The following is a 23,414-nucleotide window of genomic DNA, read 5'->3' on the forward strand; positions in this document are numbered from 1 at the left end:
GGATCGGGCCATGGACTGGCATTCGAAACAGGACATTCTGGTCACCGAGTCGCTCAATGCGCTCGACGAGGTCTTCAGCGATCCGTCGGCCCTTCGGCGGTTGCGCGGGACCTGCGACGAGTTCATTGCCGAGAAGCACTTCGCCAACATCCTGCTCCGGTTCCGGCGCAGCGACAGCTTCCGCATCCTCGACGTGGGCTGCGGCCGCGGCGAACTCATCGGCCGGATCGCCGAGTTCTTCCCGAAGGCGGAATGCCTGGGCATGGACGTCAATGCGCCAAGTATCGAGCGTGCGCGCGAACTGGAGCGGGAAAACCTGCGCTTTCGCGTCGGCGGGTTCGAGGATGTCGATGCGGAAGCGCGGTACGATGCCGTCATCTGCTCCGAGGTGATCGAGCATGTGGTCGAGCGGGAAGCGCTGCTCGACCGGCTCTCTGCGGCCCTGAAGCCCGGCGGCGTGCTTTCCATCTCGACCCCGTCGGGCTGGATGTACCGCCTGCCGAGTCCCTACAACATCTACAAGATCTGCCAGAACCCCGGTCGCTTCCACCGGCTCTACCTGACCCCCGAGAAGCACTGGGAAGAGGCGCTGGCGATCCATCCCGCCCTGCAGCCTTCGAAACTCCGGCGGATGATCGAGAGCCGCGGCTTCAGGCTCATGACCCGTCAGTCCTCCCTGTGGTGGCTCCTTGATCAGGGCCTGACCTACCGGACGTTCCGGTTCCTCGAACGCCGCGGCTGGCGAAATGCGGGACTGAGCTTCCAGCACATGCTCAGGACGCTGGATTCCCTGATGAATGCGCTGCCCCTGTTCCGCATCTTCGAATCCCGCTTCATCCTGATGCTCGAGAAGACGGGCGGGGAGTCGGCCGAAAGGCGTCCGGGCGGCTAGGCCGTCCGGGTCCGGCGAATGCGCGCATGAACCGCGACCTGCTGAACACGGTCACGCTGGCGGCGGCGCGCGGCCTCAAGATACCGGTCACCATCGTGTCCACCGCGCTTCTCGCCCGGCTGCTGGGTCCGGAAGGCGTCGGCGTGTGGGCAATGGTGATGGCCGCGGGCGCGCTGCTGCATTCCGCCTTCATGAACTGGACACATGCCATCGCGGTCCGCTTCGGCTGCGAGGAGTGGGAACGCCGGCGCAGCACACGCGCGACAACGGCGATCCGCGTACCCCTGCTGGCCGGGGGCGCAGCGCTGTCGGCGGCGGTACTACTGTTCGTACCGGCCGCCTGGGTCGAGCGGCTGTTCTCGCTCTCGGGCGACGACCTCTGGATCGTGCTGGCCTACACGATCTCGGTCTGGATGGTCGCCGAGTCGCGAAGCGTCATGCAGATCACCTCGCGTTTCCGGCAACTGGCCTTCATTCCCATCGCCGTTGAACTCGCAGGCGCGATCCTGCTCGGGGCCGTGCTCCTGTTCGGCGAAAACCCGGACCGGTATCTGCTGCTGGCCGCACTGGCCGCGGCGATGGCCGTGACGGCCCTGGTTCCGACTGTCGTGGAATGGTTTCGCACGCTGAACCGGAGCGACAGGCCGGAGCCGCTCACCTTGCGGGACGGCGTGATCTACGCCTGGCCGCTGATTCCCAGTTTCATCCTCGGCTACATCTCCTACTGGTTCGACCATCTGCTGCTGCAGGCCTTCTTCAGCAGCCGGGAGGTCGGGATCTTTCAGGTCGGCTACCAGTTGATGATCCTGCTCGCGAGCCTCAGCGCACCCATCGCGACAGTGGTCCTGCCCCGGCTGATCACGCGGCAGATGGCGGACCCCGCGGCGGTGGACCGGTTTGTCCGGGACGTCATTCCCACCGTCATCGTGCTCTGGTTCCCCCTCGTTTCGGCCGCAGTCGCCATCGCGCCGGCCTTCGTGGTTCCTCTCTATGGCGCTGAATTCGCCGAGGCCGAGCCGGTGCTCGCTGTGCTCTGTGCTGCCGTACCCGGCACGATACTGACCAGCCTCTACGGCACCCTGTTCAGCCTGCAGGGCCGCTTCGGCTGGGTAACGGTGTATCTGGGGGTCATGGCCGCCGTGAATGTCGGCCTGTCCTTCGCCCTGATCCCGTCCATGGGCATCATGGGCGCCGCGATCGGCACCTCGGCCGCCTACCTGGTCTCGCAGGCCGTCTATGTCGCCGATCAGCACCGGCATACCGGGACCCGGCCGGCCGGCACACCCTGCTCTATTCCGCCATGGCGGTGTTCCCCGTGCTTCAGGCGGTTTTGGTCGAACCGCTCTGGCTGCGCATCCTGCTCGTTGCCGCACTCACCGTGCTTGTGTTCGCGGCGGCGCGGCAGTTGCGCCTCGTCGACGGGAACGTCCTGGGTCGTCTTTGCACCGGACGCCTCGCCCCGATCGGGCGCCTCCTCGATCCGATGCTGGTTCGCGGCGAGCCTGCCGCGCGATGACCGGGACCAGGCGCCCGCAATTGTCTTCGCCCGTCGGCCCTGTCACATTCCCGCGCGATTCCCGGAATTCAGGTTCAGTACCCCGATGCTTCTGACGCTTGCCGTCATTCTCGTCATTGCCGCAGGTGCGGCGATCCTCAGGCTGGTGCCGCACTGGCTGGCGCCGCACGGGATCGGCGTCGATCACTGGTACTGGAAGGCCTATATCGAGACCTATCGGCGGACACGCCGCTTCCCGCCCGAGCTGCCGCAGTTCATGCTCGACAAGGCGCAGTGGTACCCGCCGGTCTTTCCGCTGCTGATCGCTCATCTGCCCGACCGGATCTTCCAGAACTACAGCGCCGTCCTGGCAATCGTCATCGACATCCTGCGGCTGGTCCTGGTGTCCGTTGCCTGCTGGTGGTACGTCGCCGACATCGCCGCGGTCGCCGTGGTGGCGGGCGTCTATGCGCTGACGCCCATCCTCGTGACCTACAACGTCCAGCTGAACCCGCGCGGTCTCGGCGCGCTGCTGCTGGATGCGGCGGTGCTGGCGGCGATCTTCTCCGGCGGCGAAACCCTCTCCGTGCCGCTGCTTGCGGCGGCAGTGATCGCCGGCGGCGTGATTCTGCTGACCCACAAGATGACGACGCAGCTGGCGGCCTTCATTCTGCTCGGGGCCTTCGCCGCCAGCCTGGACTGGCGATACCCGGCCATCGCGGCGGCGGCGGTTGCGGCCGCCCTGATCCTGAGCGGCGGCTTCTACGTGAAGGTTGCCCGCGCCCACTGGGACATCGTGAAGTTCTGGAACCGGCACTGGGATACGCTGACCGCGCATCCGGTGCGGGAATCGCCGCTCTACCGCGAAGCCGGCGACACCGCTTCGCGCAGCTATCACCGTCCAGGATTGCGCGGCTGGTTGCGCCGGGGCGTCTTCCTGACAGCCTTCAATCCATGGGCCTGGGGCGCGCTGCTGACTGGTGGGATCTGGCTCTGGCTTCATCCGGACGACCGGATCATGACGCTGCTGACCGCATGGGTCGCGCTGGTGCTGCTGTTCAGCGTGCTGACCACGGTCGTGCCATTCCTGAAATGCCTCGGGAACGGCTATCTCTACCTCTACAACGCGGCGGCGCCCGCATGCCTGATCCTCGGCATCGTGACTGCGCGCGCGGAGGGCGCGCCGTGGATCTGGCCGGTTCTCGCTGCTCTGCTGCTCCTCAGCGGTGCGGCGCTGGCGGTCTATCTGAACGAGTTTCGCAAGAGCCGCACGGTCAAGCTGGAGGCCGAACTGGCCGGCGCCATCGACTTCCTGAAGCAGCGGCCCGACGGACCGGTGATGTGCATGCCGCAACACTGGCACGATGTGGTCGCCTACTTTTCCGGCAAGCCGGTGCTGTTCGGCGGCCACGGCTATGGCTTCCAGTTGCTGGAGCCGATCTTCCCGATACTCCGGCACCCGATCGGCGAGATCGTCGAGCGCCATGGCGTCCGTTATCTGGTGACCCATGACGGCTATCTGCCGGAGAGCTTCATCGCCGATCTGCCGCCCGCCACGGTGACGCGCTTCGGCGACTATCAGGTCTACGAGTTCGATGCGGGCTGACGACGCACACGACAGGGTCCCGCCATGTGCGGCATAGCCGGATTTCTGGGCCGCCCCGGCTCCGCCGACGCACTGGAGCGGACCGCCCGGGCGATGGCCGACGCGATGACCCGACGCGGGCCGGACGACGCCGGAAGCTGGGCCGACGCTGAGGCCGGCGCCGCGTTCGGGCACCGCAGGCTTTCGATCATCGACCTGTCCCGGAGCGGGCATCAGCCGATGGCGTCGGCGAACGGCCGCTTCGTCATCTGCTACAATGGCGAGGTCTACAACGCACCGGAGATGCGGAGCGAACTGGAAGCCGCCGGTTCCGTCTTCCGGGGGCATTCGGACACCGAGGTCCTGCTGGAGAGCATTGCCCTCCACGGCCTCGACGCCACGTTGCCGAAGCTGATCGGCATGTTCGCCTTCGCGCTCTGGGACCGGGAGCGGCGGGAACTGACGCTGGTCCGCGACCGCCTGGGCATCAAGCCGCTCTACTGGGCTGTCATTGGCGGCACGTTCCTGTTCGGCTCGGAGCTTTCGGCGCTGGAGCAGCATCCGGATTTCACCGGCGAGATCGACCGGGCCGCGCTGACGAGCTTCCTCCGTTTCAACTACGTCCCTGCGCCACAATGCATCTATCGCGGCGTGCAGAAACTGATGCCGGGGCACAGATTGACGATCTCAACCGGCGGGGCGCCGCGGATCGAAGCGTGGTGGTCGCTCGCCGATGTCCGCGACCGGGGTCAGACCCGTCCGTTCGAGGGCGGCGACGAGGCGGCGACAGATGCCCTGGACGAAATCCTTGGCGACGCGGTCGGCAGGCGCATGATCGCCGACGTGCCGCTCGGGGCGTTTCTGTCCGGTGGTGTGGATTCCTCGACCGTCGCCGCCCTGATGCAGGCGCGGTCCTCAACGCCGGTCCGCACCTTCACCATCGGCTTCGACGAGCCCGGCTACAACGAGGCCGAGCACGCCAAAGCCGTTGCGGCCCATCTCGGCACAGACCATACGGAGCTTTACGTCACGGCCGCGGAGGCCCAGGCGGCCATCCCCGATCTGCCGTCGATCTACGACGAGCCTTTCGCCGACGCCTCGCAGATCCCGACCTTCCTCGTCTCCCGCATGACCCGAGAACACGTCACCGTGGCGCTCTCCGGCGATGGCGGCGACGAACTGTTCGGCGGCTACAACCGCTATTTCCAGGCCCCGTCGATCCTGTCCCGGACGCGCCGGCTGCCGGGGCTTGCGCTGCGCGCCGGGGCCGGGCTGATCCGGTCGGTCCCGCCCGCGCGGCTGTCGCGCCTGCTCGCCGGCGTGCCGCGGATCGGCGGCATTCCGATGCTGGGCGAAAAGCTGCACAAGATCGCCGACATTCTGGGCCGGTCGCCGGAAGACGCCTTCCGCGCCCTGGTCAGCCAGTGGCAGGACCCTGACCGGCTGGTCATCGGCGGCCGGGAGACCGTCGATCCGGTATGGAAAGAGGCCGCCGGCGACCTCGAAGGCTTCGCGGCCCGCATGCAGTATGTCGATACGCTGACCTATCTGCCCGACGACATCCTGACCAAGGTCGACCGCGCCTCGATGGCTGTCTCGCTGGAAGCGCGTGTACCCATGATCGACCACCGGGTGGTCGAATTCGCGTGGTCGCTGCCACAGCACCTCAAGATCCGTGACGGCGAAGGCAAGTGGATCCTGCGGCAACTGCTCTATCGCCATGTGCCGCGCGACCTGATCGAGCGGCCGAAGATGGGCTTCGGCATTCCCATCGAAAGCTGGCTGCGCGGTCCGTTGCGCGACTGGGCCGAGGACCTGCTGTCGGAAGAGAGGCTGCGCCGCGACGGCTGGTTCGACCCCGCGCCGATCAGGGCGTGCTGGGAGGAACACCTGTCGGGCCGGCGCAACTGGCAGTACCGGCTGTGGGGCGTTCTGATGTTCAACGCCTGGGCCAGCCGGCGCTAGAGACCGAGCGCGTCCAGAACCGCCTGATTGACCCGCCGCACATCGAACCGGGTTTCGGCGAGTTCCCGCCCTCGTTGGCCATGGGACTCGCGAAGCGCCGGATCTTCGACATAGCGCACCATCGCCCGGTAGAGAGCTTCGGCGTCCGCGACTGGCACCAGGAAACCGTTCTCGCCGTCTTCCACCGTCTCGCGGCACCCCGGCGCGTCCGTGGTGATCACGGCGCGGCCGGTCGCCATGGCCTCCAGCACCGAACGGGGCGTACCTTCACGATAGGAAGGCAGCACATAGACGGACGTACGCTCCAGAAAGGGGCGAACATCCTCCTGAAATCCGTGCCAGCCGAGGCCCTCGGCCACCCACGCGTCGGCCTCGGCCTCACTGACGGCATCGGCTGAAGCGTCGATCCAGCCGACCAGATCGCATCCGACCGACGGGTCTTGCTTCATGAGACGCAGGGATGCGGCGGCGTATTCGCGGACGCCCTTGGCGCCGAGAAGACGCGCGATCATGAGGAACTGCGGCGCATCGGGTACAGGCCGCTGCGGGAATCGATCGAGATCGATACCCGATCCGGCCACCATGACCACATTCGCGTCCCGTTGCAGCACGCCGGCGGCCTCCAGATCGGCGCGGTCGTCGCGGTTCTGCAGGAACACCACCTTCGCTTCGGCAAGGGCACGGCGCAGCAGGAACCGGAGCGCACGCGCAACGGCGGCATGGAGGGCGCCCGTCGGCCGGGCAAAGCCGTAACCGAGACCCGTGACCATCGCCGCGAAGACAGGCACGCCGGCAAGGCGCGCGGCCAGACCGCCCCAGCAGACAGGCTTCATGGTGTAGGCAAAGACGACATCAGGCCGCCGCTGGCGGAAGATCCTGACAAGCCGACAGAGCAGGCTGAGATCGCCCAGCGGGCTGACGCCGCCCCGGTCCATCGGCATGTGCACGGGCTCCGCGCCGAGTTCCGAAACGCCGGCCTGGGTCACCGCATCGAAATCCGGCGCCAGCGCCAGCACGCGATGCCCGCGCCCGACCATCTCGCGGATCATCGGCCCCCGGAAGTTGAGCAGCGAGGGCGCGTATGAACCCAGCACCAGAACCGTCTTCCGCCTTTCAGCGGTCATCGCCATCACCGCTGTCGGGCCCCTCGGCAGAGCCGCGGAATTCGGCCATGATCGGGCCGCTTTCCGGCTCCACGCCGGCGCCACGGCGGAAAACCAGCATGACGGTCATCCAGATGATCCTGAGGTCGAGCCAGATGGAGCGGGTCTCCACATACTCGACATCCAGCTCGAACTTCCGCTCCCAGCTGATCAGATTGCGCCCCTTGACCTGGGCAAGGCCGGTAATGCCCGGCCGAACTTCCAGCCTGCGGCGCTGCCGCGCGTTGTAGCGGTCGTTGTATTCGGGCAGCAGAGGCCGGGGGCCGACCAGGCTCATGTCGCCCAGCAGCACGTTCAGCAGTTGCGGCAGCTCGTCGAGGCTGGTGGCGCGCAGCAGCCGGCCGAAACGGGTCAGACGCTGTTCCGCCGGCAGAAGGGTCCCGTCCGCGTCGGTCGCGTTGGTCATCGAGCGGAACTTGTAGATGGTGAAGTCGCGGCCGCCCCGGCCCGAGCGGCGCTGCGTGAACAGCACGGGCCGGCCCAGCTTTCGCGCAACCAGCACGGCGACGATCAGGCAGACGGGCAGGACAACCGGCGCCGCGAGCAGCGTCAGCAGGATGTCCAGCAGCCGTTTCATCGGTCCGGGACTTCCCGCCGGACCTGTGCGACGACCGCGGCGGTGCCTACCGTCAGGACCGAGAACAGGATGCAGAGCCACCAGCCGTAGAAGATCGAGGTTGCCGCAAGCGCCGCCGCAAAGAAGGCGGCAATCCCGGCCAGCATTCCGGTCACGGCAAACCCTTGTCCGAGCAGCCGCAGGAGTCGCCAGGCGGTCACGAGCAACAGCAGACCGATGGCCGCTGCACCGAGGATTCCGGTCTCGGAGAGGATCTCGAGGGCGAAATTGTGCGGGTGGGAGAAGTGGTCATGAAACTCGCGGAAGTTCCAGACGCCGATCCCCAGCCAGGGTTCGATCAACCAGCTCTCGACGGCGGCGCGCCACGCTGCCTCGCGGCCGCCGAAGGCGCCGAGCTGCGCGTGGGTGGTGTCGAGCCGCGCCGCGCTGAAGTCCGGCGCGTACATGCTGAAGACCAGAACCGAGAACCCCAGCGCCAGCAGAACCGCAGGCGCGGCCAGCCAGACGTCGCGGATACGGCCCTGGAACAGCGCCAGCACCAACAGGACGGCGACGCCGCCAAAGACCACGACGGTGCCGGTCCGGCTGCTGGAGAGAAAGACGGCAACAGCGAACAGGAACACCAGCGCCGCTTCCTTCAGTCCGATGCGGCGGCGCGCGCCGGGGCCTCCGCCGGCAAGCCAGAGCCCGACCGCCAGTGGCAGCAGCACCGAGAATGCCGTGCCGCGGTGCCGGGCGCGTTTCGAGCACCAGCGGTAGAGCTCGGTCAGTTCGCCATTGGCCACGCAGGCCGAACTGTCGCCCAGCGTGTAGAGGACGGACGCGCCCATCGCGGCGAGAAACACGGTCACGGTTCGTGCGCGGGCTTCCGGCGGACAAAGGGTAACGACCGCCAGAGCCGCATAGAGCAGCAGGAACTGCACGGCCAGATCGCCGACCTTGAGCGAGGATTCGACCGGCGCGACGCTGATCAGGCTGGATATCAGCCCAAAGACCAGAAACAGGCCGGCCGGCACGATCAGGGTCAGGTTGCGCCGGGCCAGGCTCGCCAGTTCGCCCGGGCAGGTCAGGAAAATCGCAGCAAGCCCAAACAGCACGCCGCCTGCGAAGACGGCCAGCATCGTGATCCGGCCCAGCGACAGCAGGGGCGCCGCCGCGCCGAGGCAGACAGAAGACGCCGTCCACAGCCAACCCGCCAGTCGCATCGTCTGCACCGCGGCCGCCTAGTTGCCGTTGCCGGAAACCGCCGAAGCATGCCGACGCTCGGATGGGTTACTGGAATGCGGAGCGGGCTTCATCGCGGGTCGTCGGTCCTTGCGGCAGGCGGACGGACGCAGCGTTGCGCCCGGAGTGGCCGCCTGCATATCACCCTTTTGCGCGGGCCGAAAACCGCTTCGCGTCAGGCCGCTGCCGCCAGCATCGCCGCCCGGCGGACATGTGTGACCGAGCCCCAGCCGCCGCGGGTGCGTTCGAAGACCACGGATGCCGGTTCATGCGTCACCATCATGTGGGTGGCGTTGGCATGCACCAGACCGCCCTCGCCGTCGGCGATCATGCAGTGGCCGGGGAAGTAGACGACATCGTTTCGCGCCAGGCGTTCCGGGCCGCCAGGCAGCGGCTGCTGGTCGCCCAGTTCGGCGGCCTGCATGTCTGAATCGCGCGGCGGCAGCAGCCCGCAGGCCTGATGCGCCACCTGGACCAGGCCGGAGCAGTCGAGCCCGTGCGAGGACCGCCCGCCCCAGAGATAGGGCGCGCCGATGCAGCGAAGCGCCACAGCCAGCGGATCGCTCTCGGGATCGCCAATCCGCCGCAGATGGCTGGCGATGACGTGTCCGCCGCCCTCCAGCGCCGCGAACCTGCCATCGACCGAACGGACGGCGATTCGCGCCCCCAGGGTCAGCCGTCCCGCCGGACGCAGCTTGATGCTCGGTTCAGGGAAGACATGGCTCAGTCGCGCCGAGACCATGTGCGTCGCCGCCGGCCCCGGCGCCGCCAGGCTCGCGGTCTCGACATAGCCGACATAGCCGTCCAGGCCGCCCTGACACCAGGACCAGCCATCGTTGTCTTCATAGACATCGACGGGTTCGCCGAAGAGCAGTTCGGAAATCTGCATGGCGTCCGGCTCCGGTCGCGCGCGGATGGCAGCGACCTCGGTGCAGACCTGCATGGCGGCGGGCCGCACCAGCCGGACCGGACCGGCCCGGTCCTTCAGATAGGCAGCGGCGAGATCGTCGCGAAAGGGATGCCGGCGCGGATCGAGCCGCTCAGCCATCCATCCTCATTTCCCTGCGCTGCGCGGACCGGACCATCCCGGCGAAGGTCACCAGACACGCCAGACCGGACTCGGTCCGCTGCACCAGCACGTTGCGCCGGTCTTCCTCGTCGCGCTGGCGGCGGGCCAGCCCGCGCGTTCCAAGCGCATCCAGAGCGCGGCTGACCGCCGGCTTGGAGATGTTGAGGCGTTCCGCGAGACCGCGCACGGTGTGCGGTCCGGGCCGGAGATAGACATTCAGCATGATCGCCAGCTGACGGGTCGAGAGATCGGGCGAATCGGATGCCACGAAATCTGTGAGCGCGTCGCACCAGACAGAAAGAACACCGAGATTCTGCCCGGAATCACCCATTTTGAGACTCACTCCAATTCGTAAGTTGGCCGGACAGTGTCACAATCCTCCAGACCTGACAATGAAGCCGGCGCATGTTCACTTGCATCTGCATGAACAGACGCAACAATCGGGCCAGCCAAGTGTTTCACTACTACCCCACAACACTGATCTTACGCAGCGTTAACCATATCATTTCCGGACGTGGAATGCTTTGCAGCCCTAACTTGCGATTTTGACATGGCTGACATGCAAAAGTCTGGAAACGGCCTTTTCAGCAATCGGCCTGTGACAGGGCCGCCAGTTCACACGTAGATTGTATACACATCCGCAGCGCCACCACCGGAGATGCAGCATGTCACTCATAGGAAAGGGAATTTTCCGCCGGGAAGACCATCGCTTCCTGACCGGAACAGGTCTCTACACCGCCGACCTGACCCTGCCCGAACCGCTTCATGCGGCGTTCCTACGCGCGCAGACGGCATATGGATCGATTCGGCGCATCGATGTCTCGGCGGCAACGGCCGTACCGGGTGTGGCGGCCATCCTTACCGGCGCGGAAGCGGAAGGCGATGGGCTGGGCGTGCTGCCCACCGGCGCGCCGGTTACAAATCGGGACGGCACGCCGATGCGGGAGGCGCCCCGGCCGGTTCTGCCGTCGGCTCTCGTTCATCATGTAGGCCAGCCGGTCGCTGTCGTTCTTGCAGAATCGCACCAGGCCGCACTGGAGGCGCTCGATCTGATCGATGTCGAGATCGATGACCTCCCCCCGGCGATGGGCGGTGTCACATCGCCGGAAATCCATGACGGCATTCCGGGCAACACCGCTTTCGACTGGGAAGCCGGCGACTTCGACGCGGCCGCCGCGGCCGTGGATGCAGCCCCGCATCAGGTCCGGATCGGATATCGCCAGAACCGCATCGCGGGCGCGCCGATCGAGGGCCGCGTGGCGGCGGCCGAATATGTCGACGGCGACACGCCCTCGGTAACGCTCCACGCCGCCTGCCAGGGCGCGAACATGCTGCAGGTCGTGCTGGGCAAGGCGGCGTTGCGCTGGCCGAAGGGCCGCCTGCAGGTGAAGGTTCACGACGTCGGCGGCGGCTTCGGGCCGAAGTTTTTCGCCTACCCGGAACAGGCCGCCATTGCCTGGGCCTGCTGGCGGCTGAAGCGCAACGTGGTCTGGGCATCGGAGCGGACCGAAAGCTTCATCTCCGAAACCCATGCCCGCGACCAGACCGTCGAGGCGCTGCTCGGCCTTGATGAGGACGGACGGTTCTTGGCCATCGCGGTTTCGACGGATGCGGACATGGGCGCGTTCCTTTCCTCCTTCGCGCCGGGCAACCCCACCGACGGGCTGGCGAAGATCCTGACCGGCCTCTACGACATTCCTGCCGGCGGCCTCAGGGCGCGGGGCTACTATTCCAACACCGTGTCCGTCGATGCCTACCGCGGCGCCGGCAAGCCGCCGGGCATCTACGTGCTGGAGCGGCTCGCCGATATGGCCGCCGACCGCCTGGGAATGGACCGCATCGAAATCCGGCGGCGAAACCTGATCCCGAAGGAACGGCTGCCTCACACCACGCCGCTCGGCAAGGTGCTCGACGGCGGCGGCGACTACCTTGCCGCGCTGGAACATTCGGCCGGGGTGATCGATTGGGACGGCGCTGCCGCCCGGCGTGAGGAGGCCCGCGGACGAGGGCGGCTCCGGGGTATCGGAATCGCCTGCAACCTGCACCCCATCGGCGGCTCGGACGCCGAGACCAGCCGGGTCACCATCCGCGCCGACGGCCGCATCGAGGCCTGGACCGGCACCCAGTCCACCGGTCAGGGGCATGAGACCGTCTATGCCCAGATCCTCGCCGAGCGGCTGCAACTGCCCTTCGAGAGCATCGATGTCCGGCAGGGCGACACCACGCGGATGTCACGTGGCGGCGGCACCGGCGGATCGTCCTCGACGGCGATTTCCGGCAACACACTTGCCCGCGCGGCGGATCGTGTGATCGAAAAGGCCAGGCAACGTGCCGCCGAGCATCTGGAAACCGCGGCCGCGGACATCGAATACGCCGACGGCGTCTTCAGCGTCGCCGGCACCGACCGCAGGGTCAGCATGCCGGAACTCGCCGCCGAAGAGCCCATCGAGGCCGAGCACGACTTCGCCGATCAGGTCGCGGCGTTCCCCTATGGCGTCGTCGGGGCCGAGGTCGAGATCGATCCGGAGACCGGCGGGATGACGCTCTGCCGGCTGGTCACTTGCGACGATGCGGGGCGGATCATCAACCCGATGCTGCTTGGCGGCCAGGCGCAGGGCGCGCTGGTGCAGGGTGCGGGGCAGGCGCTCATGGAGCATCTGGTCTACGACGCGGACGGGCAGGTGCTGGCGGGATCGTTCATGGACTACGCCATGCCGCGGGCCGCCGACGTGCCGGCGGTCGAGACCCATTTCATCGAGAACCTGTCGCCGACCAACATGCTGGGGATCCGGGGGATCGGCGAACTGGGCGCGAACGGTGCGCCGGCGGCCATCGCCAATGCGGTGTTCGATGCGCTGAAGGACCTAGGCGTCACCGAACTGGAACCGCCCTTCACCGCCCACAGGATCTGGAAGGCGATCCGCGATGCGGCCAAATGAGAATTGCGCCGGGGCCGCGTTTCACGCTATCTCCGGCGCCGGATTGGGGCGTAGCCAAGTGGTAAGGCAACGGTTTTTGGTACCGTCATTCGCAGGTTCGATCCCTGCCGCCCCAGCCATCCCCTTTCCGGCCAGATCCGGCAGCGCATAGGCCATGTACCAGCCGCTTCCCGAAGGCATCCGCTCCGCTCGCGCCGACAACCGGAACGGCCTCGACATCCATTATCTGGAGGCCGGTGACGCCGATGCGCCGGTCCTGCTGCTGCTGCACGGCTTTCCGGAACTCTCCTATTCCTGGCGCAAGGTCATGCTGCCGCTGGCGGAAGCCGGCTACCGCGTCATCGCCCCGGACCAGCGCGGCTACGGTTTCACCACCGGCTGGGACGGCGACTATGACGGCGATCTCGGCGCCTGCCGGATGTTCAATCTGGCGACCGACATGGTGGGCCTTCTGCATGCCCTGAAGACGGGGCCTGTCCGCGCTGTCGTCGGCCATGACTTCGGATCCCCGGTCGCCGCCCATTGCGCCCTGATCCGGCCGGACCTGTTCCGCGCCGCCGTCTTGATGAGCGCGCCATATGGCGGGCCGCCGCCGCTCCGCAGGCGCGTGCCCGCCAGCGATATTCATGCCGACCTCGCCGCCCTGCCCCGCCCGCGCAAGCACTACCAGCGCTATTACGCGTCGCGCGCCGCCGCGGCCGACATGCTGCACGCGCCCCAAGGGCTGCAGGCCTTCTTCCGCGCCTACTATCACGTGAAAAGCGCCGACTGGCCGGAGAACCGCCCCTTCGAGCTTGGCGGCTGGCGCGCGGCCGAACTGGCGAAGATGCCGACCTACTACATCATGGACCGGGACCGCGACATGGCGGAGACGGTCGCGCCGCACATGCCTTCCGACGAGGAAGTCGAGGCATGCCGATGGCTGCCGGGCGAAGAGATGGCCGTCTACGCCCGCGCCTTCCGCCAGACCGGGTTCCAGTGCGCACTGAACTGGTACCGCTGCATGACCGATCCGGCCCTGTCGCCGGAAATGCGGGCCTTTGCCGGCGCGCGGATTGCCGTGCCCGCGACCTTCATCGCCGGGGCGCAGGACTGGGGCATTCATCAGGTCCCCGGCGCGCTGAAGGCGATGGCGGAAACCGCCACCGCCGACTGGCGGGGTACGCACCTGATCGAAGGTGCGGGTCACTGGGTGCAGCAGGAGCAGCCTGCCGAGACCGTCAGGCTGCTCCTGGATTTCCTGAAAGGGCTCTGATCAGGCCCGGGCAGTCGGACGCGACGACACGCGTTCCCACCAGGTGGAGAGGTTCTTCAGCTCTTCCGGCACCCGGATGCCGACGGCCTTGCCCAACAGGATCCCGCACTGCAGCGAGATGTCGGCGACGGTGTAGTCGCCCGTAGCCAGGAACTCGCGGCCTTCCATGTGCTCGTCGAAGACCTTCATCTGCTTCATCACCTTGGTGCGGCAGGCCTCGCCCCAGGCGGGGATCTGCTCCAGGCGGTCCTTCCAGAACTCGTGCGTGTTCTGGAAGCACTGCGCGGTCGGAATGGCGATCTCGAGTTCCGCGCGGCGGTTCCACATCTCCACCTGCGCCTTCTCCAGCGCGTCGCGGCCGAACATCGGCGGCTCGGGGTTGAGCTCCTCGAAATAGCGGCAGATGGCGACTGACTCGGTAATCACCGTGCCGTCGTCCAGCTCCAGCGCCGGCATCTTGCCCAGCGCGTTGATCTTCAGATACTCGGGCTGTCCGTGCTCGTTCTTCATCATGTCGACCTGGTGCATCGGAACCTCGATGCCCTTCTCGGCCAGATAGATGCGCACGCGGCGCGGGTTCGACCCCGCCGCCAGATCGTAGAATTTCATGCCTGTTCTCCCCTCGGTTCGCCGAACCTGATTGCAGATAGAGCGCCGGAGCGGAAGGTCGAGCGCCGGATCAATCGGTGTTCAGCAGTACCCGCTTGAGCGCCTTGATCTCCTCCAGCGCGCGGCCGGTGCCCATGGCGACGCAGCTGAGCGGCTCGTCGGCGATGGAGACCGGCAGGCCGGTGGCGTGGCGCAGGACATAGTCCAGATTGCCGAGCAGGGCGCCGCCGCCGGTGAGCACGATGCCCTTGTCGACGATGTCGGCGGCCAGTTCCGGGGCGGTGTGCTCCAGCGCGACCTTGCAGGCCTCGATGATCTGCCCGACCGGCTCGGCCAGGCTCTCGGCGATCTGGCGCTGGCTGATGACCAGTTCCTTCGGCACGCCGTTCATCAGGTCGCGACCCTTGATCTCCAGCGTCTCGCCATCGCCCTCGTCGGGCGGGCAGGCGGAGCCTATCTCCTTCTTCACCTGCTCGGCCGAGCTCTCGCCGACCAGCAGGTTATGGTTGCGCCGGATATAGGCGATGATCGCCTCGTCCATCTTGTCGCCGCCCACGCGGACCGAGCGGGAATAGACGATACCGCCCAGCGAAAGCACCGCGACCTCGGTGGTGCCGCCGCCGATATCGACGACCATCGAGCCGGTCGGCTCGGTCACGGGCAGGTTGGCGCCGATCGCGGCGGCCATGGGTTCCTCGATCAGGAAAACCTGGCGCGCGCCCGCGCTCTCGGCGGATTCCATGATGGCGCGGCGCTCGACTTCGGTGGAGCCGGACGGCACGCAGATGATCACCCGCGGGCTGGCGAAGCCGCGGCGGTTATGCACCTTGCGGATGAAGTGCTTGATCATGTCCTCGGCGACGTCGAAGTCGGCGATGACGCCGTCGCGCAGCGGGCGGATCGCCTCGATGTTGCCGGGCGTGCGGCCCAGCATCAGCTTCGCCTCGTCGCCGACGGCGAGAACCTGCTTCTTGCCGCGGATATTGGTGATCGCGACCACCGAAGGCTCGTTCAGGACGATGCCGCGTCCCTTGACGTAGACCAGCGTGTTGGCGGTCCCGAGGTCGATGGCCATGTCGGCCGACAGCCATCCGAAAAGTCTGGAGAACATGGGGAGTCTGTTAAGCCTCTGATCAGCTAGCGGCCCGGATGCCGGGCCATTACGGGATTCGATGTCAGGGAACGTGGAAGCGTTTTTCGCGCAAAGCACGAAGCGGCGCAACAGCTTCCTTCGGGCAACCGCAGTGCAGGCGCGGCGGCGCGGATGGCGGCGCCGCGGCGGTCACGCGGCCGCCGCGGGCGCTGCCGGGCCGGCGTCTCGGCGCGCCGGTCCCGATTCGATACGTGGTATTCAGATGCGATCAGCGGTTCTTGAATGCCGGCTTGCGCTTTTCGGCGAAGGCCGACATGCCCTCGGTCTGGTCCTCGGTCGAGAACAGCGAATGGAACAGCCGACGCTCGAACATGACGCCGTCGCGGAGCATTGTCTCGTAGGCCTTGTTCACGGACTCCTTGGCCATCATCACCGACGGGCGGGACAGCTCGGCGATCTTGGTCGCGGTCTTCACCGCTTCCTCGACCAGATCGTCATCGGGCACGATGCGGCTGACCAGCCCGCTGCGCTCGGCCTCCGCCGCGTCCATCATGCGGGCGGTCAGCACCATCTCCATCGCCTTCGACTTGCCGACGAAGCGGGTCAGGCGCTGGGTGCCGCCGGCGCCGGGAATGACGCCCAGATTGATCTCGGGCTGTCCAAACTTCGCGCTCTCGCCGGCCAGGATGAAGTCGCACATCATCGCCAGTTCGCAGCCGCCGCCCAGCGCGTAGCCCGCGACCGCCGCGATGACCGGCTTGCGGGTCCGGCTAGTGGTTTCCCAGTTCGCGGTGATGAAGTCCTCCATGTAGACGTCCATGTAGGACTTGGACTGCATCTCCTTGATGTCCGCGCCGGCCGCGAAGGCCTTCTTCGAGCCGGTGATGACGATGGCGCCGATGGCGTCATCGGCCTCGTACTTGCCCAGCGCATCGGTCAGCTCGTCCATGAGCTGCTTGTTCAGCGCGTTCAGGGCATCGGGGCGGTTCAGCGTGATCAGGCCGACCGGCCCGCGCGTGTCCGTCAGAATGCATTCGTAACCCATCTCAGGTGCTCCCCTCGGTTCGCTGCCGCATGGCTCAAGGCCGCTGCGGCGTCAGGCGGAAGGCCACCACCGTGGTGGCGCCGCCGCCGGCAATCTCAAGTCTCAGACGTTCCCCATCGCGCATCATGCCGCTGACGGGATCGCCTTGCCAGCCCAGCCCGGCAAGGGCGGAGGCGTAGTAGCGCCGGACGTCCTCCGGTGCAACTGCGCCACGGGCCTCAAGTTCCACGATACGGGCGTCGGCCGTCTCGAAGACCGTCTCGCTGTCGGGTGTCAAAGACAGACCGGGCATCAGCGGAATGTCGAGGGATTCGATCCAGTCCGACGCGGCGGCGGGCGCCGCGACGAGCAGCACGAGGGCGAAGAGAAGACGCCTCACCGCTGGCAACCGCCGCAGAAGAAGGTGGAGCGCCCCGACTGGACGATCCGTTGCACCGAACCCTTGCAGCCGGGCTTGCGGCAGGCCTCGCCCTCACGGCCATAGGCCTGGAAGTCGTGCTGGAAGTAGCCCAGTTCGCCAGAGGTCTGGACGTAGTCGCGCAGCGTCGAACCCCCGGCGGCGATGGCGTCGTTCAGGACGTCCTTGATCTGCGGCACCAGTCGCTCGGCCCGGACGCCGGCGACCGAAAGCGCGGACCGCCGGGGCGAGATGCCCGCGCGGAGGAGCGCTTCGCAGACATAGATGTTCCCCAGACCGGCGACGACACGCTGATCCAGCAACGCCGCCTTGATCGGTGTGCGTTTGCCGGTCAGTCGCCGCGTCAGTTCGGCGCCGGTGAAGGCGTCGTCCAGCGGTTCCGGCCCCAGCGGCGCGAAAAATCGGTGGGCGGGCAGCCCCGCCGTCTCCGCCAGATCGAAATAGCCGAAGCGGCGATGGTCCTGGAAGGTGACGGTGGTGCCGTCATCGGCCACGAAGACGACATGTTCGTGCGGCGCCACGGCATTGGGCCGGGCGTCGTGGATGTTCATCCGCCCGGACATGCCGAGATGGCCGATCAGGGTCATGCCGTCGTCCAGATCGAACAGCAGGTACTTGGCGCGACGGCGCAGCGCATCGATACGGCGGCCCGTCAGCCGCTCCGCCAGCCGTTCGGGCAGGGGGAACCGGAGATCGGGCCGGCGCACCTCGACCTGGCTGAGCACCCGCCCGGCGAGGCGGCGCTCCAGCCCGCGACGAACGGTCTCGACTTCTGGCAGTTCCGGCATGGGCCGCAATGTAGCGCAGCCCCGGGGCCTCCGCTATGGTCCGCCGTGACATGGCCGAGCCCGAGAAAGACGACCCCGCCGAAAGCGCCAGCTTCGGCTTCACCGACGTGCCGGCGGCGGAGAAGGCGGCGCGTGTGGGCGAGGTCTTCCGTTCCGTCGCGGGCCGCTACGACGTCATGAACGACCTGATGTCCGGCGGCGTCCACCGGCTCTGGAAGGACCGCTTCGTCCGCGCGCTCAGGCCGCGTCCGGGTGAGGCCATCCTCGACCTCGCCGGCGGCACCGGCGACATCGCAGCGCGGATACTGAATCACACGGCGGACGGCGCGCATGTGACGCTCTGCGACATCAATCCCGCCATGGTCGAGGCCGGGCGGGACCGCCTTATCGACCGGGGCGTGCTGACCGGAATCGACTGGACCGTCGGCGACGCCGAGACCCTGCCCTTTCCTGATAGGCACTTCGATGCGGCCACCATCGCCTTCGGCATCCGCAACGTCACCCGCATCCCTAAGGCGCTGGCGGAAATCCGCCGCGTGCTGAAGCCCGGCGGCCGCTTTTTCTGTCTCGAGTTCTCGAACGTCGATCCCGGGATCCGCCGGCCTACGATCTCTATTCCTTTCAGGTGCTGCCGCGCCTCGGCCAGGCGGTTGCCGGCGATGCCGAATCCTACCGCTACCTCGTCGAAAGCATCCGCCGCTTCCCCGACCGCGAGGCGTTCGCCGCGATGATCGCCGAAGCCGGGTTCAGCCGGGTCCGCTTCGAGGCGCTGACCTTCGGCGTTGCGGCGATTTACCGGGGCTGGCGCACGTGAGCCCGCGCCCGAACCGGACAAGGGACCATGCTGCGTAGGTTCCGATACCTGATGCGTCTGGTCGGCATCGGCTGGACGCTGGCGCGCCATGACGCGCTCTTTCCGCTGCAGCAGTTCGATGCGCCGCCCTTCCTGCTGCGGCTCGCGGGCCTGCCGGCGAAGCTGCGCCGGCGGAAGTTCCGCGACCGCCGGCCGGGCGAACGGCTGGCCGCGGCGCTGGAGGAACTCGGCCCCTCCTTCATCAAGCTGGGACAGGCGCTGTCGGTCAGGGCCGACCTGCTCGGCGAAGACATCGCCCAGGACCTCGGCCGTCTGCGGGACCGCCTGCCGCCCTTCTCCTTCGAGGAAGCCCGCAAGTCGATCGAACGGGAACTCGGCCACCCGATCGACGAACTTTTCGAGACCTTCGATCGCGAACCGGTCGCCGCCGCCTCGATCGCCCAGGTCCACTTCGCGACGGTCCTCAGCGAGGGCGAGCCGAAGGAAGTCGCGGTCAAGGTTGTCCGGCCGGGCATCCGGGAGCAACTCGCCCAGGATCTGGGCCTCTTCTTCTGGCTCGCCGAGATGGCCGAGCGCGCCGAACCCTCGCTCCGCCGGCTCCGTCCGGTCGACGTTATCCGCACGCTGCAGGAAAGCGTCGCCATCGAAATGGATTTCCGTCTGGAGGCCGCGGCCGCCGACGAGATCCGCGAGGTCTTCGCCGGCGACGCCGATTTCAGGGCGCCCGCCATCGACTGGGAGCGGACCGGCGAGACCGTGCTGACCATGGAGCGGGTGCGCGGCATCTCGCTCGGCGACCGCTCTGCCCTGGCGGAGTCCGGCCTGGACCGGAGCGAACTGGCGATCAGGGTGATCCGCATCTTCCTGAAGCAGGCGATGCGCGAGGGCCTGTTCCACGCTGACATGCATCAGGGCAACCTGTTCGTCGAGGAGACCGGCGTCATCGTCGCCGTCGACTTCGGCATCATGGGCCGGCTCGACCGGCCGACCCGGATCTTCATGGCCGAGATGCTTGGCGCCTTCATCGCTGGCGACTACCGCCGCGCGGCGGAAGTGCATTTCGAGGCCGGCTACGTGCCTGCGCACAAGTCGGTCGACCTCTTCGCCCAGGCCTGCCGGTCCATCGGCGCGCCGATCCGGGGCCGTCCGGTCAGCGAGATCTCGGTCGGGCGGCTGCTGGCGCAGCTGTTCCAGATCACCAAGACCTTCGACATGCAGACCCGCACCGAACTGCTGCTGCTGCAGAAGACCATGGTCACTGTCGAGGGCGTCGCCCGCGATCTGGACCCGGAGATCAATTTCTGGGAGGCCGCGCGGCCGGTCGTCGAGGAATGGGCCCAGGACAACATGGGCGTCGAGGCCCGGGTCGCCGACACGTTCGAGACGGCGTTCGACATCGTCGAGCGGGTGCCCCGGCTGCTCGGCAGCGCCGAAGAGGTGCTGGAGCGCTTCAGGGCCGTCCCGGACATGCGCAAGGATGCCGAGGAACAGCGTCGGCGCCTGCTGCTGATTGCCGTGCTGGGCGGATTCGGTGGCGCGATCGTCGGCGCCCTTCTGGTGGCGCTTCTGCTGGTCTGAGACCACCTTAACCGCCTGTTCACAACCTTCTGCGAGGGTCCACGGGTCGGACCCCGTGAGATCGAGCATGAGCGTCATCAATCAAATCGCGAGACGGCTGAAGCAGATCAACCTGCTCTTCAACCCCCCGCCGGAACTGCGGCGGGAGCACAAGCGCTACGAGATCGAAGCGGTTCTCGGCATTGTCGTCGACAATGGCGAGGAAGGCGCGCACGTGACCACCGATATCTCCCATGGCGGCGTCTTCGTCGAGCCGCAGGTGCCCGCCGAACCCGGCTCGGAAGTGCGGGTCAGCGTCGGCAGCCTGCTGCGCGATGCGCCGGCGACGGTCGTCGTCCACCGCGGCGGCGGCAGCGCCCTGCGTTTCAACTCGGTGGTTCACGGCGCCGCACTGACAGCCTGGCTGATCAACCGTCCGGGCGCCGATCTGAAGCACTGAGCGCGGCTCGATCCGGCAGCCGCGCGCCCGAATCCCGAAAATGGTCTAGCATTGGTTGATTCGCCATGTGCGCGGAGGGGTTGCCGCATGGCGTCCGGATTGCGGATGGGAGCGTGGCATGAGGGTCTGGGGGACCATCGCGACACTGGTTACTGTCCTGGCGTGGAACGGGATCTGGCAGGCGCCGGCGGCTCAGGTCCTGCCGGAGGCGGATATCTCGGCGGCGTTCGATCAGGCCGCCTTCGGGCCCGGATCGCGCGACGATGCCCGCGTCTATCGCTGGCGCGGCCCTGTCCGGGTCCGCCATATCGGGCCGGCAGCCCCTCGGCATCTCGCCTGGGTGCGTGATCAGATCGCCGAGCTCTCCGAACTCACCGGTCTGGACATCGAGGAAACCGCCGGCATCGATTCCGATCTGTCCGTCGTCTTCGTGCCGACCTTCCAATCAGTCCTGGACGGCGACTACAACGAGCTGCTGGACCAGTTCACCGCAACGACCGAGCGCCGCGACGCCCTGCTGGAGGGATTTCGCAGAACCGAAGCGGTGTGCGCAGGGCAGATCACCGCCCAGGGCAACGAGCTGGAAAGCGGTATCGTCTTCATCCCGCGCGACCAGCTTTCGCCGGTCATCCATTCCTGCATTTCCGCACAGCTGGCCCGCATGATGGGGCTGCCCTTCGCGCTGCCGCCCGAAGCACCTTCGGTACTCGCCGCCTACAGCCCGCATTCGCACCTGACCGGTCTCGACCGGACGCTGCTTCGGCTGCTCTATCATCCGCGTATGACCGCAGGGACGCCGCGGGACGACGCCATGACGATCACCCGTTCGGTGATGACGTCGCTCAGGTCTGCGGGGGACTGACCCGCCTGCCGCCTTCAGCGCGTTCCCGGCGCCGCTTTTCCCGAGCGGCCCAGCGCTTCTTGCGCGCCTCGCGGAAGCGGACGATGAACCGCACCGACCAGACGTAGCCGATCCATGCAGTGCCGACGGCCCATGGGATCGAGCCGATGAAGAGCGGCAGGCCCCAGACGTCGAACAGGGCGACCGTGCCGACCCAAAGGCCCTCGAAGAATCCGACTTCCGCCGTGACAGTCTGCGTCAGCATGGCGGTGAAAGTGTCGAGCCCGATGGAGCCCAGTTCGTCGAAGCGGCCCAGCATCACCTGCCCGGTCAGCAGGAAGGCGTAGTAGATCGGGCCGATGGTGAAGAGGTTGGTCACCCAGACCCAGGCAACGGCGGCGACGAGGTGGAAGTTGAACCGCGGCCCCAGCCACTTGGCCAGCGCCCAGACGGCAAACACGGCGACCATCTGCACGCCGACGGTCGGCGTGAAGGCGATTGCCAGTCCGACGGCGACACCGCGGCCGATGTACTCAGGTGGCATCTGCCCGCGCTTGAGCGGGACAATCAGCCTGTGCCGCGTCAGCCGCGCCAGTCCCCCCCAGGCGCTGCGTGCGCCGTTGTGTCTTCCGTTCGACATCGATCTCCAGTCACGCCGGCCTGCCTCCCCCGCGGGGCGAAGTTTAGCGGCCTGTACAGAGAGTTACAGTCCAAGATGATCAAATAATGACGAGGGCGCGCCCGCACGCATCAGGGCGTCAAGAACGCCGCGCGGCCCCAGGCTTCCAAACGTTGTCCGGACACTCTCGGCCCCCTTGCTCTTCGACAGTTTCTCACCTTCTTCATCCAGCAGCAGGCGGTGATGAAAGTAACGCGGGACCGGCAGTCCGAACAGGCGTTGCAGTGTCACATGAACATGGGTCGCGGTGAACAGATCATGCCCCCGGATGACGTCGGTGACGCCCTGCGCGGCATCGTCGATCACCGCCGCCAGATGGTAGCTGACACCTGAGTCCTTGCGCCCCAGCACGACATCGCCCCAGCCATCACCGTCCCATCGCTGCTCGCCCGCGCCGGTGTCGGTCCAGATGACCGGACCCGTCTCCTCGAGGGCCCGGTCGAGCCTGATCCGCCAGGCCGCCGGCTCTCCTGCCTCGATACGGCTGCGGGCGGCCTCGGCCGGAAGATCGCGGCAGGTGCCCGGATAGACCGGTCCCTCGAAACCGTCCTCCTCCGCCGCATCCCGGATCTCGCTGCGGCTGCAGAAGCAGGGATAGACCAGCCCCCTGGCGTCGAGTTTGGCCAGAGCATCCCGGTAGACATGAAGACGGTCCGACTGCCGCCAGACCGGCTCCGGCCAGGTCAGGCCGAGCCAGGCAAGGTCGTCACGGATCCCGGTTTCGTATTCGGGCTTGCAGCGGCCGGCGTCGATGTCCTCGATCCGCAGCAGGACGACGCCGTCCGCGCGGCGGGCCGCGTCCCATACCGTCAGCGCCGACAGGATGTGTCCGAGATGCAGGGGCCCGGTCGGCGACGGGGCGAAACGGGTAACGAAGGACATGTCGCCTCGACAGCGGTGGTTGCGGTGAAGATAGTAAACACACGATGCCGGACGTGTTCAAAAG

20 protein-coding genes, 1 tRNA gene and 1 pseudogene are annotated in these 23,414 nt (G+C 67.2%); 10 read left to right on the plus strand and 12 right to left on the minus strand.

Translation table 11 applies throughout. The features are described 5' to 3' along the window. Positions 1–10: 10 nt before the first annotated feature. From ACMVY4_RS20690 to asnB, 3 genes are read left to right on the plus strand one after another with little or no spacing between them, the layout of a single operon-like run. Positions 11–892, plus strand: a complete 882-nt coding sequence (locus ACMVY4_RS20690; RefSeq protein WP_416897836.1) for a class I SAM-dependent methyltransferase — start codon at positions 11–13, stop codon at positions 890–892. A gap of 26 nt (positions 893–918) precedes the next feature. Further along, positions 919–3,993, plus strand: a complete 3,075-nt coding sequence (locus tag ACMVY4_RS20695; protein ID WP_416897837.1) for a lipopolysaccharide biosynthesis protein — start codon at positions 919–921, stop codon at positions 3,991–3,993. A 24-nt stretch (positions 3,994–4,017) separates the two neighbouring features. Further along, positions 4,018–5,937: an asparagine synthase (glutamine-hydrolyzing) gene (asnB, locus tag ACMVY4_RS20700; protein ID WP_416897838.1), complete on the plus strand. Its 1,920-nt coding sequence runs from the start codon at positions 4,018–4,020 to the stop codon at positions 5,935–5,937. Here the strand turns inward: asnB and ACMVY4_RS20705 are convergent. From ACMVY4_RS20705 to ACMVY4_RS20725, 5 genes are all read right to left on the minus strand, one after another. Then, complete coding sequence (locus ACMVY4_RS20705; protein ID WP_416897839.1) at positions 5,934–7,061, minus strand: glycosyltransferase family 4 protein; 1,128 nt, start codon at positions 7,059–7,061, stop codon at positions 5,934–5,936. The genes asnB and ACMVY4_RS20705 overlap by 4 nt on opposite strands. Beyond that, positions 7,051–7,677 (minus strand): sugar transferase, encoded by a 627-nt coding sequence (locus ACMVY4_RS20710; RefSeq protein ID WP_416897840.1) that lies wholly within the window; start codon positions 7,675–7,677, stop codon positions 7,051–7,053. Before ACMVY4_RS20710 ends, ACMVY4_RS20705 begins: the two co-directional genes overlap by 11 nt. Beyond that, positions 7,674–8,882: an O-antigen ligase family protein gene (locus ACMVY4_RS20715; protein WP_416900369.1), complete on the minus strand. Its 1,209-nt coding sequence runs from the start codon at positions 8,880–8,882 to the stop codon at positions 7,674–7,676. Before ACMVY4_RS20715 ends, ACMVY4_RS20710 begins: the two co-directional genes overlap by 4 nt. 194 nt (positions 8,883–9,076) lie before the next feature. Further along, positions 9,077–9,949 carry an NlpC/P60 family protein gene (locus ACMVY4_RS20720; protein ID WP_416897841.1) on the minus strand — a complete coding sequence of 291 codons (873 nt, stop codon included), beginning with the start codon at positions 9,947–9,949 and terminating at the stop codon, positions 9,077–9,079. Then, complete coding sequence (locus ACMVY4_RS20725) at positions 9,942–10,301, minus strand: MarR family transcriptional regulator (protein WP_416897842.1); 360 nt, start codon at positions 10,299–10,301, stop codon at positions 9,942–9,944. The genes ACMVY4_RS20720 and ACMVY4_RS20725 overlap by 8 nt, the downstream gene beginning before the upstream one ends. A 334-nt stretch (positions 10,302–10,635) precedes the next feature. Between ACMVY4_RS20725 and ACMVY4_RS20730 the strand changes: the two genes are divergently transcribed. The 3 genes from ACMVY4_RS20730 to ACMVY4_RS20740 all read left to right on the plus strand — a co-directional run bounded on the left by ACMVY4_RS20730 (position 10,636) and on the right by ACMVY4_RS20740 (position 14,164). Beyond that, a complete protein-coding gene (locus tag ACMVY4_RS20730; protein ID WP_416897843.1) occupies positions 10,636–12,909 on the plus strand; it encodes a xanthine dehydrogenase family protein molybdopterin-binding subunit in 2,274 nt (757 codons plus the stop codon). 44 nt (positions 12,910–12,953) lie between these two features. After that, positions 12,954–13,028: transfer RNA gene (locus tag ACMVY4_RS20735), tRNA-Gln, on the plus strand. 35 nt (positions 13,029–13,063) lie between these two features. Beyond that, positions 13,064–14,164, plus strand: a complete 1,101-nt coding sequence (locus ACMVY4_RS20740) for an alpha/beta fold hydrolase (RefSeq protein WP_416897844.1) — start codon at positions 13,064–13,066, stop codon at positions 14,162–14,164. Here ACMVY4_RS20740 and ACMVY4_RS20745 read toward each other — a convergent pair whose 3' ends face one another. The 5 genes from ACMVY4_RS20745 to mutM form a co-directional block, all read right to left on the minus strand. After that, positions 14,165–14,773 carry a glutathione S-transferase family protein gene (locus ACMVY4_RS20745; protein WP_416897845.1) on the minus strand — a complete coding sequence of 203 codons (609 nt, stop codon included), beginning with the start codon at positions 14,771–14,773 and terminating at the stop codon, positions 14,165–14,167. Between the two features lie 70 nt (positions 14,774–14,843). Next, entirely contained in the window at positions 14,844–15,884 is a 1,041-nt protein-coding gene (locus tag ACMVY4_RS20750) for a rod shape-determining protein (RefSeq protein WP_416897846.1), read from the minus strand. 250 nt (positions 15,885–16,134) lie between these two features. Next, positions 16,135–16,911, minus strand: a complete 777-nt coding sequence (locus ACMVY4_RS20755) for an enoyl-CoA hydratase (RefSeq protein ID WP_416897847.1) — start codon at positions 16,909–16,911, stop codon at positions 16,135–16,137. Between the two features lie 34 nt (positions 16,912–16,945). Further along, positions 16,946–17,290, minus strand: a complete 345-nt coding sequence (locus tag ACMVY4_RS20760; RefSeq protein ID WP_416897848.1) for a hypothetical protein — start codon at positions 17,288–17,290, stop codon at positions 16,946–16,948. After that, positions 17,287–18,117 (minus strand): bifunctional DNA-formamidopyrimidine glycosylase/DNA-(apurinic or apyrimidinic site) lyase, encoded by an 831-nt coding sequence (mutM, locus tag ACMVY4_RS20765; protein ID WP_416897849.1) that lies wholly within the window; start codon positions 18,115–18,117, stop codon positions 17,287–17,289. The genes ACMVY4_RS20760 and mutM overlap by 4 nt, the downstream gene beginning before the upstream one ends. 50 nt (positions 18,118–18,167) lie before the next feature. On the opposite strand from mutM, the pseudogene ACMVY4_RS20770 reads away from it, so the two are divergent. The 4 genes and pseudogenes from ACMVY4_RS20770 to ACMVY4_RS20785 all read left to right on the plus strand — a co-directional run bounded on the left by ACMVY4_RS20770 (position 18,168) and on the right by ACMVY4_RS20785 (position 21,810). After that, a pseudogene (locus ACMVY4_RS20770) lies at positions 18,168–18,931 on the plus strand (class I SAM-dependent methyltransferase). A gap of 27 nt (positions 18,932–18,958) precedes the next feature. Further along, a complete protein-coding gene (gene ubiB / locus ACMVY4_RS20775; protein WP_416897850.1) occupies positions 18,959–20,509 on the plus strand; it encodes a 2-polyprenylphenol 6-hydroxylase in 1,551 nt (516 codons plus the stop codon). Between the two features lie 67 nt (positions 20,510–20,576). Further along, complete coding sequence (locus ACMVY4_RS20780) at positions 20,577–20,948, plus strand: PilZ domain-containing protein (RefSeq protein ID WP_416897851.1); 372 nt, start codon at positions 20,577–20,579, stop codon at positions 20,946–20,948. 118 nt (positions 20,949–21,066) lie between these two features. Then, positions 21,067–21,810, plus strand: a complete 744-nt coding sequence (locus tag ACMVY4_RS20785) for a DUF2927 domain-containing protein (RefSeq protein ID WP_416897852.1) — start codon at positions 21,067–21,069, stop codon at positions 21,808–21,810. On the opposite strand, the gene ACMVY4_RS20790 is transcribed toward ACMVY4_RS20785, so the two are convergent. Both ACMVY4_RS20790 and gluQRS read right to left on the minus strand, forming a co-directional pair. Beyond that, positions 21,791–22,429, minus strand: a complete 639-nt coding sequence (locus ACMVY4_RS20790) for a DUF2062 domain-containing protein (RefSeq protein ID WP_416897853.1) — start codon at positions 22,427–22,429, stop codon at positions 21,791–21,793. The two genes, ACMVY4_RS20785 and ACMVY4_RS20790, sit on opposite strands and share 20 nt — an antisense overlap. 63 nt (positions 22,430–22,492) lie before the next feature. After that, positions 22,493–23,350 (minus strand): tRNA glutamyl-Q(34) synthetase GluQRS, encoded by an 858-nt coding sequence (gene gluQRS / locus ACMVY4_RS20795; protein ID WP_416897854.1) that lies wholly within the window; start codon positions 23,348–23,350, stop codon positions 22,493–22,495. Between the last annotated feature and the right edge of the window lie 64 nt (positions 23,351–23,414).

The sequence above is a fragment of the Minwuia sp. genome (genome assembly GCF_048007105.1).
Classification (GTDB): domain Bacteria; phylum Pseudomonadota; class Alphaproteobacteria; order Minwuiales; family Minwuiaceae; genus Minwuia.

Excerpts from the sequence above, each read along its gene's own strand:
- ACMVY4_RS20690 (WP_416897836.1), top strand. The coding sequence starts at position 11 with ATGGACTGGCATTCGAAACAGGACATTCTGGTCACCGAGTCGCTCAAT.
- ACMVY4_RS20695 (WP_416897837.1), top strand. The coding sequence starts at position 919 with ATGAACCGCGACCTGCTGAACACGGTCACGCTGGCGGCGGCGCGCGGC.
- asnB (WP_416897838.1), top strand. The coding sequence starts at position 4,018 with ATGTGCGGCATAGCCGGATTTCTGGGCCGCCCCGGCTCCGCCGACGCA.
- ACMVY4_RS20705 (WP_416897839.1), bottom strand. The coding sequence starts at position 7,061 with ATGACCGCTGAAAGGCGGAAGACGGTTCTGGTGCTGGGTTCATACGCG.
- ACMVY4_RS20710 (WP_416897840.1), bottom strand. The coding sequence starts at position 7,677 with ATGAAACGGCTGCTGGACATCCTGCTGACGCTGCTCGCGGCGCCGGTT.
- ACMVY4_RS20715 (WP_416900369.1), bottom strand. The coding sequence starts at position 8,882 with ATGCGACTGGCGGGTTGGCTGTGGACGGCGTCTTCTGTCTGCCTCGGC.
- ACMVY4_RS20720 (WP_416897841.1), bottom strand. The coding sequence starts at position 9,949 with ATGGCTGAGCGGCTCGATCCGCGCCGGCATCCCTTTCGCGACGATCTC.
- ACMVY4_RS20725 (WP_416897842.1), bottom strand. The coding sequence starts at position 10,301 with ATGGGTGATTCCGGGCAGAATCTCGGTGTTCTTTCTGTCTGGTGCGAC.
- ACMVY4_RS20730 (WP_416897843.1), top strand. The coding sequence starts at position 10,636 with ATGTCACTCATAGGAAAGGGAATTTTCCGCCGGGAAGACCATCGCTTC.
- ACMVY4_RS20740 (WP_416897844.1), top strand. The coding sequence starts at position 13,064 with ATGTACCAGCCGCTTCCCGAAGGCATCCGCTCCGCTCGCGCCGACAAC.
- ACMVY4_RS20745 (WP_416897845.1), bottom strand. The coding sequence starts at position 14,773 with ATGAAATTCTACGATCTGGCGGCGGGGTCGAACCCGCGCCGCGTGCGC.
- ACMVY4_RS20750 (WP_416897846.1), bottom strand. The coding sequence starts at position 15,884 with ATGTTCTCCAGACTTTTCGGATGGCTGTCGGCCGACATGGCCATCGAC.
- ACMVY4_RS20755 (WP_416897847.1), bottom strand. The coding sequence starts at position 16,911 with ATGGGTTACGAATGCATTCTGACGGACACGCGCGGGCCGGTCGGCCTG.
- mutM (WP_416897849.1), bottom strand. The coding sequence starts at position 18,117 with ATGCCGGAACTGCCAGAAGTCGAGACCGTTCGTCGCGGGCTGGAGCGC.
- ubiB (WP_416897850.1), top strand. The coding sequence starts at position 18,959 with ATGCTGCGTAGGTTCCGATACCTGATGCGTCTGGTCGGCATCGGCTGG.
- ACMVY4_RS20780 (WP_416897851.1), top strand. The coding sequence starts at position 20,577 with ATGAGCGTCATCAATCAAATCGCGAGACGGCTGAAGCAGATCAACCTG.
- ACMVY4_RS20785 (WP_416897852.1), top strand. The coding sequence starts at position 21,067 with ATGAGGGTCTGGGGGACCATCGCGACACTGGTTACTGTCCTGGCGTGG.
- ACMVY4_RS20790 (WP_416897853.1), bottom strand. The coding sequence starts at position 22,429 with ATGTCGAACGGAAGACACAACGGCGCACGCAGCGCCTGGGGGGGACTG.
- gluQRS (WP_416897854.1), bottom strand. The coding sequence starts at position 23,350 with ATGTCCTTCGTTACCCGTTTCGCCCCGTCGCCGACCGGGCCCCTGCAT.